Genomic DNA, 17,469 nt, shown 5'->3' on the forward strand with positions numbered 1-17,469 from the left:
ATATATGCCGCCTCCAGTGGGGAGCATATTTCCATGGAAGACTCTGCCGCGGACGAGGTGTTAAGCGTTGCTTGCTGCTATTTTGCGATTGTTTAAAGGATCCCCCCCGCGTATTCTCGTGGCGGGCTTTGCGGCGATCATTCTGATCGGGGCCGTACTATTATCACAGCCTTTCGCCTCAGCTGAAGGAACGGCACTTCGGTATTTGGACGCGATCTTTACCGCCACATCAGCAACGTGCGTGACCGGACTCACGGTGGTGGATACCGGCAGATATTTTTCCGTACCGGGGCAGCTCATCCTGCTGCTATTGATTCAAATCGGCGGGCTCGGATTTATGACGATGAGTACGCTAATCGCTATTGTGCTGGGCAGACGGATATCGCTTCGGGAACGGATCGTTTTACAAGAGGCGATGGGTCAGCAGCACATGCAAGGAATAGTGGATCTCATCAAACGGGTGCTGCAGTACTCGCTTACGATTGAGGGCATCGCCGCGGTACTATTTACGATACGGTTCGCAAATGATATGCCCCTTGGCCAAGCTGCGTATTTCGGAGTTTTTCATGCGATTTCGTTTTTCAACAACGCGGGATTTGACCTGTTCGGTGAATACCGGAGCCTAACGCCATACGCGGAAGATCCATTTGTCAATATCGTCACTATGGCATTGATCATTTTGGGCGGGATCGGCTTTGTCGTGATCAAGGACCTGCTGGAATACCAGCGAGCTCGAAAAAAACTTTCACTGCACACAAGAGTCGTTCTCTCGATGACCGCCTTTCTCATTTTGTTTGGTGCAGCTGTGTTTTTTATCTTTGAGTATACAAACACGCTGCAACCGCTAAGCTGGCGAGGCAAAATTCTGGCTTCATTTTTTCAGTCAGTCAGTCCGCGCACGGCTGGCGTCAACACGGTAGAGCTGGATGACCTGCGTCAGGCGTCCCAGTTTTTCCTGATCATCTTGATGTTCATTGGTGCCGGTCCCGGCTCCACCGCGGGCGGGATCAAAATTACCACTGTCGCAGCGCTGCTTGCTGGGGTGAGAACGATGCTGCAGGGCAAAAGAGACATCGTCCTTTTTCATCATCGGTTAGCTCCGGACCGCATCTTAAAAGCTCTAACGGTGGCTACTCTCGGTGTGGCCCTTGTCGTTGTGGTGACAATGGTATTGTCGGTAACCGAACAAGCATCGTTTATTCGCATATTATTCGAAGCGGTGTCGGCCTTCGGAACGGTAGGATTATCCACTGGGATCACGCCGGAGCTCAGTGATATCGGCAGAGCTCTGTTAATTTTCACCATGTTTGCGGGCAGACTAGGACCTATCACATTGGCATATGCCCTTCGCCCGAAACAGGAGAAGGATTTGTTCCGGCATCCGGAAGGCAAGCTCATTATCGCTTAGAGTCCATGCCGCTTCCGCCCGGCCGCTGCCCCAGCTCTTTACAGTGCGTAGCGGCTGTGCCTGGAGGCGGAAACACGGCTGCAGCGGCATACCCCGATCCTGCTGTCAAGTGTACATCAATAGGGGGTCCACCGTAGTGTCTTGGCTTTTTCATAACGCTCATTCACATACGACCAATTGACGACATTCCACCAGGCATCAATATAATCCCTTCTCCTATTCTGATACTTCAAATAGTACGCGTGCTCCCACACGTCCAGCACCAGCAAGGGAACTACGTCCCATTGCGACAGGTTTTGGTGTTTTTCCGCCTGCAGTATTTCCAATCTGTGCGACCGTGGCGACCATACGAGAATCGCCCAGCCGTTGCCTTGGACTTTCTCCGCTGCAGCGCTGAAGTGGTTCTTAAACGCTGAAAAAGAACCAAAATCCTGCTCTATTTGATCACGCAGGGCTCCTGTCGGTTCACCGCCTCCTTCCGGCGTCATGTTATACCAGAAAATGGTGTGCAGGTAGTGTCCGGCACCATGGAAAGCGGCCTCGCGCTCCCAATATGCAATCAGCTCGAAATCCCCGCTTTTACGCGCCTTTTGCATCATTTTCTCCGCTTTATTTAAACCTTCCACATACGTTTTATGATGTTTATCATGATGAAGCCGCATCGTTTGCTCATCGATATAAGGTTCCAGCGCATTATAGGCATATGGCAGAGGGGGCAATGTGTGTCCCCCGATGGGCACAGGGCGCATCGACTCCGCATTTTCAATCCTGATGCTTGATTCGGTTTCCGGTCTATCCTCTGTTGCAATGATGGGGGAAGCCTGTGAAATCGATGCTGCAGTTGGTGTATGTTTGGTAAAAGGGTAGTGTTGGATGAAGTGAATAAAACCGCTGTTTAACACATGGCTTTGCGACAGTAATTGCTGCAACAGGTGGGGACTATGAGCTGTTGGTTTATCCCGGACGTTTCTTACCTTACTTTCCAAATCCCGAAATGCGTATTCCCAGCTATCTAACAGCTCGTTTCGTCCATATGAAAGCTGTGCCACTCTTAAACGGGATACATAACCAGCCCCGCGTGCACACCATTCTATGATACTTTGGTATGCTTGCTGTAGATTTGAAGCCGTCCAGCCGTAGTTTCTCAAATGATCACTCCTCACTTAAATCCATATAACCTACCTTATGCTGGTGAATGCCCATGGGTGCAGGCACTTGCCGCCGCGGTACTGTCGAGTCGGACCTGTGCGTTGGTTTCAATAAGTTTGTTCAGCGTACCAATGCCGACGTATAAATTAACTGTCGCTCCGGCCAGTATTCAAGTCTTGCTGCCTGGAGCGGCATTAATACCTGGCGAAAAAAAACCACGCTTCACGTGGTCACAATGAGGATAATTTCCTTAGTGATCAAAAAGAGCCACCATCCCTTGGTGGCTGGACTTGTATCACTTATCTGGCGTGACAGGTCCGGTGCTTCACCTGTCGACGCGCAGCTCACAAAACCGGAGCCCGAAAGCCCTGGACGACGCTCGAGTTTTATCCGATTTAAATAATGCACATGTACACTGTCACCAGGGATATTTCATAGCCCGTTCCCTTTGTTCGCTGCTATATATTAGCAATTCCCTCCGCTGCAGAACCCGCGCCCTGCTGTAACGGCAGCCTAACCCGGATGACCGTGCCTCTGCCATACTCGCTTTCAACAGTGAGACCGTACGACGCGCCGTAATGTAGCTGTATCCTCTGGTGCACGTTCCTAAGTCCGAAGCCACCACCGCTGTTACCCAAGTGAGCCTGGACATCAGAAAGCTCGTGCAGAGAATTAGATGCCTTCGACTTCAAGTGCATTAAGTTAATGTCGCCGTCCTCAAGAGACAGGAGGTTGCGCACTGCCTCGACCTGCTGCTCTGGCATGCCTGCCCCGTTATCCTTCACGGTCAATACAATATGATTGCTATCAAGGACGGCAGACACTGCAACAAAACCTGGCCGGCCGCTCTTCCGGATTCCATGGTTAATGCTATTCTCAACCAACGGCTGCAGCAGGAATTTGATCATACCGCAGCTGCTGATCGTCTGATCCATGTTGACATCCCACCTCAATTGATCGCCAAACCGGATTCCCTGAATTTTTAGATAGTAGCTCACATGCTGAATCTCATCATGAACGGAGATGAGTTCTTTCCCTTGGTTGAGCCCGATGCGGAACAGCCGCGACAGGGAGGTGACAATGTCGGCGATTCGCCTATCATCGTACTTTCGCGCCAACATGTTGACCGAATCCAAAGCATTATACAAGAAATGCGGATTGATCTGATATTCCAATGTACGCAGCTGAAGTCTCCTGAGCTTTGCTTCCTCTTCGCGGTTTTTCTCCACCAGTGCCACGATTTCATCTGACATCCGGTTTAGTGTTGCGGCCAACTGCCCAACTTCGTCGTGGCGCATCACCGGTACTTTAAGGCCGAGGAGCCCGCCGCCCACCTGCTTCATAGCATTTTGCACGACCCGCAGCGGTCTTGTGATTCGATTGGAAATAAACACCACCATCATCACGCTGTAAACGATCAGGGCCACCGAAACAAAAATAACCGCTACCAGAATGGGGCGGATCGGTGCATAAATCTCTTCCTCAGCCACCCATGTTGTGAGCTGCCAGTCCTGATTGCGCACAGCGGTATAGGCGTGCTTGCCATCGTCCAGCTGAACGATGCCGTAGCTTGTTGCATGTCCCGCACCATCGACCCCGGTCATTGCCTTAACTATGCTACGGTCCGACGTGGAAATGCGGATTCCCCAGAAGTCTGTCAGGGCAAATTGCTGCCCCCTCTCTAGTGTGAATTGCTCATAAATACTTAGGAGCTCCTGCCGATCCAGAACAATAAACAGGTATCCTATTCCATGATTCAAATCGTACTGGTTGTCGTTAATCCGGCGGTACAGCACAATCGTTTGGTCAATCCATTCGCTGCTCCACGCCGGGTAGCCGTCCAACCGGTCGGCAGTGTCACGCTTGGATTGCATGTATTCGAACATAGCGGCATCCGGCTTGGTACCATAGCTGTTGAAGCTGCTGTCCATCACATAGATCGCGCGGCAATTGTCCGTTGTTTCAGCATATGAGATCAACCGGTCCCGCAGCTCACTGCGCAGGCTGAGATGTTGCGCAGTCTGCTGCCATTGCTCTATCTTAAGAATATGCTGTACCAGAGGGTCACCGAAAATGCGAAGCGATAAATTTTCATATGCTTGCCTCCATTCGCCGATCTCTACTGAAAGGACTTGAACGGTTTGGCTCTGGTGTCGGATGTGGTTCTGCTTCAGATTGGACTGCAGTGTAAGGTAAATATATATCGCGCTAATCAGCAGCGGAATGGTAAGCAAAACGGAAAAAAAGCCGACCATTTGCGCTCGGATGGTAGTGGTCTGCCTCATTAGTCTCGTGCTCCATGTCCAATTCTGAATTGACTCGGTGTTTCCCCCACATTTTTCTTGAAAAGACTGCTGAAGTAGTGGGAATTCGCGTAGCCTGCCTTTTCAGCGATCTGATAGCTTTTTAGCCGGGTATGCTTTAACAGTGTCTTTGCTGCCGCCAACCGTTTCTGCGTTAAGTACTCCACACAAGTCATCCCTGTCGTCTGGTGAAAAATCCTGGATAAGTAGTTCGGAGTCACACAGAGCTGTGCGGCGATGCTGTTAATCGTAAGCTCGGAGTCGGAAAACCGTTCCTCTATCACTGCTTTGGCTTGATCGATTAAAAGGTTCACCAAGCTGGAATGTTTTTTGTTCTTGCAAGTCACCAACAGTTCGCATAAGCGTTGGAATAATTCCCGGATGCCTGTGCCTGACTGCGCGTTGATCAGCTCCGTGTAGGTATCATAGAATGGCGGCATACTGTCGCCTATGTCATACTCGTCCGCAACGCGGTAAATGGACCCCAGCAGTTGAACGAACGCGAGCTTGGTCATCGGCCAGGCGGTACGCTGCTGTGAAAGGGCTGTATAAAAGGGTGTCAGCAAATTTGGCTGCGCCTCCTCCCGGTACCGTAGGGTGTCCAGGATCGTTTTTTCTTCCGCGTACGGATAGTCTAGGCGTTCCTTTTTCCGGGTAGGAATCTCTTTGTACCCGATTATCCCCGTTTGATCCATCATGGTCAGTATCTGCGCGGCTTCTTCCGCCTCTCTGGCAGAATGAAAGAGTTCACTCACATCCGGATAAGCGCTTCCAATTCCGACGCATCCGTTTAGATCCAGCGTGGTTTCGAAAGACCGCAATACTATCGCCAAACTGTCCGCATTGACTTCACCACGGAACACGGCGTGCAGTTGTGAAGGTTCGATGTCGGCTATATGCGCCAATTTCTCATGCATAATCTCTTCGGTGATATTTCGGACGGCGAATTTAATCAGGTTCATGTTATGGCGCCCATATCGAGTTGCAATTGCATGCATATCCAGCTTGATGACCACGCACGACAGTGACTCAGCGTAAAGCTCGATGTCTAGCTGCTGCATACGTGCCCGGATTGCCTCCTCTCCCCTGAGTGAGCCAGACAACAATTCTACCCAAAATTGTTCAGTGATAACAGGCTTGTATTCTCGCAGCCGCTGCTTCGCCTGCTCGCTCCACTTATTTGCGGTGCGCTCACTTATGATTTCATCCACAACGGCACTCACCGCTTCTTGCAGTTCCTCCGGGAAGATGGGTTTCACCATATACCTCGCCACACCGATCTCAATCGCTTCTTGGGCGCATTCGAACTTCTCATGGCCGGTTAAAATGATGAAGCGGATGCCCGGATGTTCCGCCCTGACGGTTCTGGCAAACTCAATACCCGACATGACCGGCATGTAAATATCTGTAATGATCAAATCCGGCGGCTGTAGACGGATTAACTCAATCGCCCGGGCGGCATGGGGGGCCTCAGCCCACTCATCGAACCCTGCCGCTTTCCAATCGATTAACGTGCGCAGTCCTTCCCGGATGATTTCCTCATCATCCACACACATAATCCGCATGAAATCCCCTCCCGTTGTCCACAACATATAAGCCTGTCATTTCACCGCACCTGCCGTGAGTCCCCCGATGATTTTTTCGCTTAAACACACATAAACAACAACCGTTGGCACGATCGCTATAATCATTGCCGCAAATGCCTGAGGGTAGTTGGCCTGAAACGTCGTGAGAAAAAAACGGATAGCGACCTGTAGCGTTCGAGTGCCCTCGCTCTGGGTGAGCAGATTCGCAAACAGCAGTTCATTCCACGCCGTGATCATCAGAAAGATGGAGGCTGTCACAATACCAGGGTAACTCACAGGTAGAATAATCTGCCAAAAATTCGCATGAATGCCGGCACCATCGATGAAAGCAGCCTCTGTGATTTCATATGGTATGGAGTCCATGTAATTTTTGATGATAAACACGCTCAAAGGCAGCGACACGCCTGCGTAAACCAGTGCGACACCGAAAAGCTGATCGTATAAGCCAAGCCAATTCACAATGTAATAGTAAGGTACCATGAAAGCGTTGGTCGGGATCAACACGCCGAGCGTCAGGAATATGAACCAGCCCGATTTCCACTTGAACATATAATTAAAAATATAGGAGGCGAGCGCCGCGGCCACCAGAGCCAGGATCGTCGACACCACGGCAACGAACGTAGAATTATACAGGTACAAGGCGAACGGATGGGCTGATAACACAGCTTCGTAGTTAGTAGTGACCCATTTTGCAGGAAGTCCGAACGGATTGGAGAATAGATCGCGGTTCGTTTTGAACGACGCGGTGGCGAGCCAGAGAAACGGTACAACCATAATCGCTGTGAATCCAACGATGACACACCATTTAATCAGTCTCATGCAGCTTCTCTCCTCTCTCTCAGACGAATCAAACCAAACACGGCACCCATAATGATCAGTCCAAACAGGATGGTGAGCAGACCTGCGGCCATGGATACGCCGTAACGGTTTGCGGTGACCATCTCTTTGTACATATACAGAGACATATTCATGGTTGAGTTAACCGGTCCCCCTCCGGTCATTAAGAACGGATATTCGAACATCCTGAGGCAAAATGCCACATTAAACAAGATGTTCATCGCGAACGTTCTCTTCAGCAGCGGCATCGTTATGTAGTAGTCTTTTTGCAGCCCGGTCGCGCCGTCAAGGTCCGCTGCCTCATACAAATCCGGGGAAATCGAAGTGATCTGCGTGAGAAAAACGACCATCGTAAAGCCGACATACAGTATAAACGGCAGTTGATTCGCAAACAATGCTGTGTCCGGGTCACTCAGCCATGCCCGCGTCAGATCTCCCAAGCCCACCGCTTTGAACAGATTGTTGAGTATCCCGAGTTTCACGTGGAGTACGAAGTACCATAAGAACGCGAGCGCGGTGGTAGAAATGACGTTCGGGAGAAAAAACAACGTTCGGAAAAACTTCCAGCCCTTGGGACGTTGCGCAAGCACCAGAGCCAGCAGCAGGCCTACGGGGACGTGAAGAAAGATGGCGGACAGGATCCACATCAGCGTGTTCCGTAGTGATTTTTTGAACACGGGGTCGTGCAACAAATGGTTGAAATTGTCCCAGCCGACAAAAGTCATTGCTCCAAGTCCGTTCCATTCGTAAAAGCTCACATAGCCTGCAAAAAGCATCGGAAATACGAAAAACACGACGGTGAACGCCACGGCCGGAAGTGAGTACAACAATACATAACGATGTGAAATCATCTAATAGGCGCTCCTTTCGTTATAATGCTTAGCCCTGCAATGCCCGCGATCTATTTATTGGCGGCATCAAGCCGATGCGCGAATTCCTGGGGACTAAGCTGCTGCAAAAACAGCCCTTCCAGCAACGCAGGCAGCTGCGCAATCGCCGTTGGTTTTAGCACTCTCACAATCTGGATCAGGCTTTCCGGGGCTTCGTTGCCCATCTGGATAAAGGAGCCAAGCGCTTCGCCAGAAGAATTCATTTCCTCCTCGGATAAATTCATTTTGGTGGACAACAGAATTTTCCCTTGTAAAGTGAGCTGCTTGGAGCTTTCCTCCGACGTCAGATACTTCATAAAGTCGACCACTGCTTGTTCTTTTTCTTTCGACGCCTGCTTTCCTGCCGACCATGGCGTGTAGGTATCTGTCACAATGAAACCTGGCTTTGCCTTGCCGTCGTTGAACGTGGGACCCGGAGCTACACCGTATGAGTTCAGCTGCTGCGGATCTAGTGATCCGATCAACCATGGGCCGTCAATGATCATCGCCGTATTACCGAGCACAAAATGATTAGAACTTACGGCATAGTTTGCACCAAGGGCATCCTCTGTCGTGTACTCGAATAACTTTTCCAAATATTCTGCCGCTTTCACCATTGCCGGCGTAGCCAGAGATTGGCCTACGTCGAATACATTGACACCGTCTGCGCTGGCAGCAAGATAAGTCAAAGCATTGGTCGTATGCCAAGCGTCATCTGCAGTCATTAATGAAATAGGCGTAATGCCGTGGTCCTTGAGTTTGGCGCAGACTGCGAAGAACTCATCCCAGTTCGTCGGGAAGTGTTGGATGCCCGCCTTGGCGAAAAGGTCTTTGTTGTAATAAAACAATACGCCGGCTTTTTCAAAAGGCAGAGTTGTCAACGTGTTGTCTACGGTTAGTGCTTCCAGGTCGTCGGCTTTGAACCGGGATTTCCAGGTTTTATCCAAATGAGGAGTGAAATCCAATAAGTTGCCGGATTTCTGCCGGGACAGATCGTTTGGGTTAAAATTAAAGTTAAACACATCCGGGGTTTGGTTCGCTGCAATCATTGTTTTCACTTTTTCCTGGTAAGCGGGCCAATCAGGATTGATATCTACGTTGACCCTAACTTTGTCTCGGTTTTGCTCGTTGTATCTGTCGATCAAATTCTGCAAGACCCTGCCGCGCTCAGTGTCGGTGCTCCAACTGCTTAAGAGGTTAATTTGCGTTACGTTGGATGCGTTGTTTGGTTGAACGTTGTTGTCTACTCCAGAGCAGCCAGAGACCATTACACCCGCAATGCCTACCGTCAAAGCTGCCGGAATCAATTGCTTTATCATTAGAGAACCTCCCTTTGTATGTTGCGATTGTTGGTGGTGGTGCTTGCCGCAGCAATGTTAGGTTACCGGCGCCTGTTTGTCCGGAATTTTCAGTCCATCGAGATACCGGCCCAATCCAAAAATCCCCGCTGTGTAAATCCAGCCCAACGTACCCCAAATGTCACCCTTCGCTATGAATCCGTCGTCCACGCCTTGCCAGCACACACCGAAGCCCTCGGGTTGCATCCCGATATCCGCAAATCCCATCAGATCATCCGGATAAGACAGGAGCTGCTGTGTGCCCGCCGCGATCAGCTTGGACATTTCGCAGTAAAACGGTTCGCCCACGGTCTGCCCCAACTCATACAGCTCCTGGAGAAAAAAGAGGGAGTAAATGTCCACCACTCCGCCGCCCCAAATAGAGTTGATCCCTCCGCATCCGATGGTGCTGAAACCTGCATTCGCTAAAGCGGTGCCCGGGAGAGTGGGCGCATGCCAGATATAGTTCCAGGTGGTGAAAATCTGCGCCGCCCTTTCTGCCCCGGTAAGATAACGGCTGTCACCGGTATGTTTGTACAGAGTAAACAGCGCTGCCGTGCTGTACTGAGCCGCCTCTTTGTCAATCACGTTAGGATTGTCCAGCGTGCCGCCCTGGTAGTGATCCTGTGCAACATACGTGGCGAGAACGAAATCCGCGGCTTGCTTGGCTGCCTCGTAATACCGGCCGCCCTGATCCTTAACTTCCTGCCAGAGCGCCAACAAGAACATAACGGGAATGATCGTAGCGGATTTGGAAGAAAATTCATCATCGCCAAAGCCCGGTGCATTCTTTAACGGCGTCCCGTTTGGCTCATATGCTCTGTACCACGAACCGTCTGCATTTTGGCATCGCACCAGGAAGTCCGCGAAACGGATGGCCGCTTCAAGCCACAATGATTCCAGCCTGCCGTTGTCTCTGTACAGCTGATAAGCCAGCAGCAGATCGTAAGCTGGTTCCACCATTAATCTCACATAATTACCGCCGACGGTGCCATGGGCCACATAATGCAGTTTTGGCGCGGTTGGGTCTCCAAAGGAATATAAAGGCCGGTCCTGAGCCACCTCGTATAGTGTGTACATCCAGCCGCTCGGCTGCTGACAGCGCTGTATGAAGAAATCAATTACGCGCTTACCTCTGTCCCACCATTCACCGCCCACACTCTTGGCCGTGGTGTAAGCGGCGTTAATCTGCCGCCCTGTAAACCCGTACTCCAGCACCGTCAAATAGCTTTCGTGGGGAATGTTGACGAAGGATGCGCCGAAGCCAGACGGCGGTGACTCATAGCCGTGCCTTGGATCAAAATGAAAGAAAAAACCGGCCGCGCCATTGGAGTGCTCACGATATGACCTTTGCAAGGATGACGAACGGAAGCGGATAGAATTCTCCAAACTGAATGGCAGCTGCACCGGCTCGGGTGTGGAATGTTTAGCAGCGCGTTTGAATGCGCCCAATACGGCAGCGGCATAATGCTCATGTGTCATAACTTGTAGTTCATAGCTCACGCTGAGCTCGAAAAACTCATCGGTCAACGGATAAAATGCCGATGCGGGCGTTTTTTCAGCGTTAAGCGCCACACTCTGCTGCCCTTCGAAGTAAGGTAAGTAAGCCTGATAAACAATTTTGTGCTCGAGCCGTGTATATCCTAGCGAACCGGTATCCGTCTTCTGCGCATATCGGGCTTGGTCGCGCTGTCTGACCGGCTGCTCAGCAAAGGTGGATAACCTGGTGCGTGCGAAGCATACCGCTGCCTGAGAGGCTGGATGGTAACCCAGAACTAACGGATACGTTAAGCGGTCGTCCATATAGACATTGGTCACATTACACTGGTGCAGCTGGTCATTGGACGCATACAGGATGCCCGGAGCATGAAATCGTACTGCTTCATGCGGCGATACCAGCTGTGCCAGCTGCAGCTGGAGCTGCACTCCACCGCCCCCTTGCGGCAGCAGACCGTGAAGATGACTCGCGCTGGCACTAGCCTCTCGCGTATACCCACTGTGATCGCGCACTTCAGCAGCTATCACATGGCGATCATCATCGCTTGCGCCCGCAGCTATCCCACTATGATCGCCACAACTTCCAGCGCCTGTGGGCGCATCCCGATGGTCATAGCTTCGATCAGATGTCTTGTTGTGATCAACCGGATACAGCGCGATGTCCAAATGCGCTTGATCACGGCGACTGCCAGATACAGTGTCGTTCATTGTCCTGGTCGCCCGGAAGCTGCGGTTTACCGTAATTCCCCCTCCCTCATCTTCACGCCACAGGTCGACGATCTCGAATGCATACTCAGCCTCACACCAACCGCACACAGCTCTCCATTCGTTTTTGCTAACCGTACGCACCTGAGCATATCTCCGCCGAGTTGTGTTACCGTGCAAATAACGGGCAACCACCGGATATTCGACGATAAACGGGGGCCCTGACATATTTTGAATCAGAGGGTAGTATCCGCTTACATCATTGGCAAACGTCAATTTTAGCATAAAAGGCTCCTTTCTCTGACCTGGTTTGCTTATCATTTTACCGTTCCGCTGCCTATTTGCGATGCAGAAAACTTACTTTTTCTGTTCAATAATTTGTTGAGTCATCCAACATACAACAAACCCCCAAACGACAAAAAAAACCAAACGACACCGATAAGTGCGCTTGGGTTCACATGTTCTTTGTTTCTATCTACTTTTTTTACACCATTACTGCTGCAACATCGGTACGAGTTGGCTTCACTGCTGGTGAGCCAAGCCAGCCCGCTCCCCTGCTCCCGCGTCGGCCTGATCCGAATCATCGCACCTTTCGCATGCTATGGCATCCGACACCTCTCTCAAAATCCGGATTTGCCCCGGTACTTGCTCGTTTGTCATTGTCACAAGTCTATAGATAGGCCGCCTACTCAATGAATTGCAGTCGACAGTTTGCGGTTGTTACGTGCTGATCATAAGTTTCCTAACTTCGCAACAGATTGCTCAGCAAAGATGTCTGCTAGCTTGTCTGCTGTCGTCAAATACAGAAATCCGTTGCCTTCGACTTGTGGAGAATTCTGCAACGGCACCGTTCTTTTTATAAGTTGGGCATATAATTCACGCTCTGTGAGATGTCGTCCGAAGCTGCTATTAGCAAGTACTTTGATGAGAGCCATGGCTCCGGAAACATGCGGCGCAGCCATAGAGGTTCCGCTCAATGCAGCATATTCCCCATGTAAAAAGGTTGATAGAATCTTCTCTCCAGGAGCCACTAAGTCTACTTCATTGTTGGAGTTCGAAAAAGGCGAAGAACGTCTCTCCAAGCTAACGGATCCTACGCTGATCACTTCATTATATGAGCCTGGATAATCAAATTCATGGGTTGAATCTTGGCCATCCCCGCCGTTGCCTGCTGCGCAAATCACAGGGATGCCGTTAGCGACGGCTGTTTGCACCGCCTGATGCAGTTCAGGCACGTCGTCTGGACCTCCAAGAGACATTGAAATGATATCCACTCTTTGTTCTACTGCATACAGAATCCCCTGAATTATCCACTCATACAGGCCGGAACCCTGTTGACCAAGAACCTTCACAATCAAGAGGTTGGCTTCAGGAGCAACCCCGACGACACCCGCCTGATTTTCTACTGCCGCTATGGTCCCGGCAACATGCGTACCATGCCCAACGTAATCCGTATACACATCAGGGTTTCCCTCATCATCATTGGTGAAATTTCTTCCGCCGATAATCCGTTCTTTTAAGTCCGGGTGGGTAATGTCGCAGCCGGTATCGAGTATCGCAACCGTTATGCCTTTACCTCTGCTTTGCTGCCACATTTTTGGCGCCTGAATCATCTCCACACCTTTTGGGACTTCGCTCACCGCTTCTAGAGTTTTAACCACTTCAAACGGAATCAAGTGCACCTTTCGCCCCACGTTTATTCCTCCCATTATTAGATTATCAAAATCAACCTTATAAGTAATATATTAACATTTACAGTTGTCATCGAACATGCCCTTTGGTAAGTTTTGTTTTTTTGTGCAAGAACGGGCGATCGGTATCGCATCCCACGTGACAACTATCAAAATGGTTCCGGTGTCGTGTTTATGCCGGATTCCCAGACGTCCACGGTTACGGTGGTGACCTCAAAGAGGGTGGAAAATACCTGTATGCCCGAAGCCTGCCCCACATTTTCCTGCGGAGAGCCGCGGGCCCCTCTCAGACAGAGAGGGCCCGCTGCACATAAACCGCTGTTTCCTACATAGGTCGTGTTCACCGGCTTGTTCACGATATGGAGCACGAGCCAATGTCATTACTCTGTTGCAGAAATTGTTGCCGTTTGATGTGATCCGCGGCGGATTGGAGTCTAATCATCGGGATTTGATAAGGTGTCCGAGCTTAACTGCCTATGTCTAACGCTTTGCGTGGGTCAATGGCACGGATCGCTTCGTTCAAAGCGATTGCCGCAAAGTACGCCGTGTCTCTGCTGATATCCGTAGCGCGATAGCTCGCATATTTCGCTTTTACACCCAGCGCATTGATATATGCCTTTTGGAATTGCTCCTGATTCGGCTCCCAGTGCGGACTGGCGGACACTCGTGTAAATCCGCCCTCACCCGTGCGGTCCTGCTCATATTGCGAAATCGCTTTTGCGGCGGTTAAAACGTTCGCCAGCGTTTCATCCGCGCTGTGGTCCGCGCCGGCAGCTGTCACGGTAACCGTGGCAGTCACCGGTGGAAGATCAGGATTGGCCATGCTTCGTCCGGTAATCGTAACCGTGCCGTGTCCCCGTCCGATGACTAAGCCATTTTTGTCCACCATCGCGATATTTTGATCGCTGGATGTCCACATGATCCGTTTGTCGTAAGCATTCCCGGGCTCCATTGAAGCGGTCAGCTGCAGCCGGTTGGTGCTCATGACCTTAGCGGTGGAAGGATCGGTTGCAGCCGGACCGTAAATGGTAGCCGCATCCGGGCTGACTAATTGCAGACCGGTTGGGACGGTGCTTGCATCGGCAACCTTCACTTTGACCGTTTCGCTAATTCCTTTATCCCGTTGACTTCTGGCCGTCACCGTCACGTCCGCCACTTTATTCCTACCCGTGCCGACTGCCTTAATGGTCACACTATTGCCCTTGCCATACACCCTCACAACGTCCTTGTCCGAGGATTCCCAGGTTACCGTATCATCGGGACCACCGTACACGGTGGCCGTTACGGCGGTGGTATCTGTACCATCTGCTCCATTCACAATTAGGGTCGAGGAGTATTTATCCAAGTTGATACCGGAAACATGACGGGTATTTTTGCGCGAATCATTCATGACCATATATCTGGTATTATCTTTCGCGTAAAACACAATTTTTCCGCCGATAATATCGTATTTCACAGCGTCGCCCAGTGTGTTGTCCTTGTTCACTGCCCGAACTACGGCCTTCCCGGTTTGCCAAGGGTTTACCAGGGCGATGATGCCGTTCCGTTTGCTGTGTAAATCCACGTAAGGAATCGTTTTCGTGCTCGCATCATATGCACTGGAAACTGCCACATTGCCTTTGGCGCCCATTCTCTCAAAGCTCACGGACTTATTCATATCCCAATTCGGCAGTACCCAGATTGTGCTTGGCACGAGCGGGGTCGTACTGCTTTGCAGCAGCATGGAATTTAATCCCTCCATCGCTCCCACCGTTTCCACTGCACCGCCGCTAGAATGATAAGTCAGATTGCTGTGCTTAATCTTTGCCGCCAGTGCGGTGTCGAATTTTGCAATGAGGTCTGCCGCCGGCCAGCCTGCCCTTGCCATAATGGCATACACCTTAGGAAAACCGTTGTTCTGACTGCTCCAGCCGGAGAAACTTGTCGCCGCCCATGCGTTCATGTACTCCAAGGTATGACGTACCTTTTGCAGTAGCTCCTTGTCCCCGTCCAGCATTTGCACGTTTTGGAACGGGAATACGATGCCCTCGAGCTCAACGGGCTGATCGCCCGGTTCAATCATATCCACGTGAGGCTGGTTGGGTGATTGATAATCGGTCGCGATCATCGTTGGCACGAAGTTACTGCTGTTGTTAGCGTTGAATGTACCTTTGGGGAGCATCGCTTCCGGGAAGAAGGTGTGTTCGCTTAAATCCTTCCATCTGCTGACATTCGCTTTATCCTCCTTCATTTCCGGTGCGTAAGTGGTCAAAAATTGGGCCAAGTATTTCATTGCACCGATGTCCAAATCAGGATTAATGTCAGCTGAATCGCCTTCATGGATGGACGAGCCTAGCACGGTATAATGGTATTGGCCGTTGCCATCGTCAGTTTTCACAACATAATCACTGTAAAAGTTCATCAACTGCTTCAGGTACGGATACAGGACATTACGCAAGTAGTCTTTGTCCAATGTGTACTCGTAGTAGAAGATCATCGGTATCGCGGCGAACAACCCGTTCGACTTCTGGTCCGTCGAGCTGTCGTCAAAGCCATATGTCTTGACCGGATCCTTTGCTATTGGCGCGGGCTGCGGATTCGCCAACGCATTGAACGGAGTCAGCGATCTAATGTGTGCGGCGCCGTCAAACCCTTGTGCTGCTGCGTTATTGATCTGCCACGGCAGGTTATAAGCGATGACGTGGTTGTACGGAACCGCCGTATCGATTCTGTTCGCGGAGCCAGCGCCATAGTAGTGGGCTTGCTGATTATAATTCAAGAAATATCTGCCGCCCCATCCCATATTGTCGGCTGGTATCCATGAGCCATACATCGGCGCAGGCAGATTCTGCGGGTTCACCTTGCCGTTCGGACTTGTCGGCCTGTTGGAGCTTCCAAGAATATATAATGACCCGTAATAGTATTTATTGAGCTCAGGGTCATTAAATTGTGTGTAGCTTTTCAGCCAGTAGTTTTTCCACCAGTTCAAGTGCTCATTTTTCAACTGCACAATCGCTTCTTCCGAGCGGTAAGCTGCGATCCCTCTGAGTGCATCCGATCGTACATCTTCAACGCTTTTAATTTTATCGAACGCACCGCTGCTGCTGGCGAAGTAGGACACCAGGTATACCTTTTTGCCCGGCTCCACGGTGAAGTCACCGGCCTCCCCAAGCGACTCCTGATACTTCTTGCTGTAGTGATCATAGTAGTCGTTCGCCTCTCTTGTCTCTCGTAGATTCGTGAGCTCAGCACCGACAACAGTCGCGGCGGTCGCCATTCGGCTCCGGTAATTCGAACTGCTGCCGCTTTCTCCCGGGCTGGAGTCTCGCGTTGTCCAAAGGATATGATTGTGAGCCGTTGCCTCAATTCCGCCCGTGTACGGGTAGGTGGTTTGCGCGTCCGTCATCTCTGCAGCACCGCCGCCCGGATAGGCCTTGGCAGGTACCCACAGCTTCGTGTTCAGCGTCACCGCCCCCGCTCCGCTGTTGGTTAATTCTGTGACAAATACGTTGTCGGTATCAGCAGTCCACGAGTTCATTTCGAGCTTTGCATCGTTTCCGTCGTTATCTTTGAGCTCGATATTGGTAATCACTTGCGCATTCAGGATATCCTGCTTCATGTTAAACACGGACGATGCACTGCTGCCTGCTGCCGTCGTTGGCCAAATGTCCAACCCTCCGCCGGATAGAACGCCCGCTTGATCCCGGATGCGGGATGCTTCGCCGTGCGTGGTTCCCCAAAAGTCATTCTTGCCGAAGTAAAACTGCTGCGATGTGGTTGAAACTCCTGCTGCGATGACACCGATATCCCCGTTGCCCATTAACTGCCCTTGTGTGTATTTCCCTTGGCTCACGTCGGTGATTTTGAGTGGAGAGGTCACAGAGCCGTAGATATCGGTCAGAAGCTTCTGAATTTCCGACCAATCATCTTTGTTGAGATGGTCGATTACTGCCTGCGCAGGAGTGTAGCCAGAGTGCTCCTTGGCGTTGATTGGATAGCTGCCGAAAGTGAGTGCGCTGACGCTGGTCGCAATCACTGCAGCTGCCACCATTGTCCGCATCTGCTTACGTGTCGCGTATTTCATGGGCTTTCCCCCTTGCTTTGATTG

10 protein-coding genes are annotated in these 17,469 nt (G+C 51.0%); 1 reads left to right on the plus strand and 9 read right to left on the minus strand.

Going from position 1 to position 17,469, the window contains the following annotated elements:
* Window positions 1-67 precede the first annotated feature (67 nt).
* A complete protein-coding gene (locus CBW46_RS04075; protein WP_243633163.1) occupies window positions 68-1,408 on the plus strand; it encodes a TrkH family potassium uptake protein in 1,341 nt (446 codons plus the stop codon).
* 116 nt (window positions 1,409-1,524) lie between these two features.
* Here the strand turns inward: CBW46_RS04075 and CBW46_RS21685 are convergent, their stop codons facing one another.
* The 9 genes from CBW46_RS21685 to CBW46_RS04120 all read right to left on the minus strand — a co-directional run bounded on the left by CBW46_RS21685 (window position 1,525) and on the right by CBW46_RS04120 (window position 17,445).
* Window positions 1,525-2,556, minus strand: a complete 1,032-nt coding sequence (locus tag CBW46_RS21685) for a superoxide dismutase (RefSeq protein WP_243633164.1) — start codon at window positions 2,554-2,556, stop codon at window positions 1,525-1,527.
* A 459-nt stretch (window positions 2,557-3,015) separates the two neighbouring features.
* On the minus strand, window positions 3,016-4,842 hold the full coding sequence (locus CBW46_RS04085) for a sensor histidine kinase (protein WP_089198754.1): 1,827 nt from the start codon (window positions 4,840-4,842) through the stop codon (window positions 3,016-3,018).
* Window positions 4,842-6,425, minus strand: coding sequence for a response regulator (locus CBW46_RS04090; protein WP_165842188.1), 1,584 nt, complete (start codon window positions 6,423-6,425; stop codon window positions 4,842-4,844). Before CBW46_RS04090 ends, CBW46_RS04085 begins: the two co-directional genes overlap by 1 nt.
* Window positions 6,426-6,461: 36 nt before the next feature.
* Window positions 6,462-7,265 (minus strand): carbohydrate ABC transporter permease, encoded by an 804-nt coding sequence (locus CBW46_RS04095; RefSeq protein ID WP_089198756.1) that lies wholly within the window; start codon window positions 7,263-7,265, stop codon window positions 6,462-6,464.
* A complete protein-coding gene (locus tag CBW46_RS04100) occupies window positions 7,262-8,134 on the minus strand; it encodes a carbohydrate ABC transporter permease (protein ID WP_243633165.1) in 873 nt (290 codons plus the stop codon). Before CBW46_RS04100 ends, CBW46_RS04095 begins: the two co-directional genes overlap by 4 nt.
* A gap of 50 nt (window positions 8,135-8,184) precedes the next feature.
* On the minus strand, window positions 8,185-9,471 hold the full coding sequence (locus tag CBW46_RS04105) for an ABC transporter substrate-binding protein (protein ID WP_089198757.1): 1,287 nt from the start codon (window positions 9,469-9,471) through the stop codon (window positions 8,185-8,187).
* A gap of 57 nt (window positions 9,472-9,528) precedes the next feature.
* Entirely contained in the window at window positions 9,529-11,976 is a 2,448-nt protein-coding gene (locus CBW46_RS04110; RefSeq protein WP_089198758.1) for a hypothetical protein, read from the minus strand.
* A gap of 446 nt (window positions 11,977-12,422) precedes the next feature.
* The gene (locus CBW46_RS04115; protein ID WP_089198759.1) at window positions 12,423-13,385 is read right to left on the minus strand and encodes a S8 family peptidase; all 963 of its coding nucleotides are present in this window, start codon (window positions 13,383-13,385) and stop codon (window positions 12,423-12,425) included.
* Window positions 13,386-13,848: 463 nt separating this feature from the next.
* The gene (locus CBW46_RS04120; RefSeq protein WP_089198760.1) at window positions 13,849-17,445 is read right to left on the minus strand and encodes a glycosyl hydrolase family 95 catalytic domain-containing protein; all 3,597 of its coding nucleotides are present in this window, start codon (window positions 17,443-17,445) and stop codon (window positions 13,849-13,851) included.
* Window positions 17,446-17,469 lie beyond the last annotated feature (24 nt).

The organism is Paenibacillus xerothermodurans, assembly GCF_002220865.2.
Lineage (GTDB): Bacteria > Bacillota > Bacilli > Paenibacillales > NBRC-103111 > Paenibacillus_S > Paenibacillus_S xerothermodurans.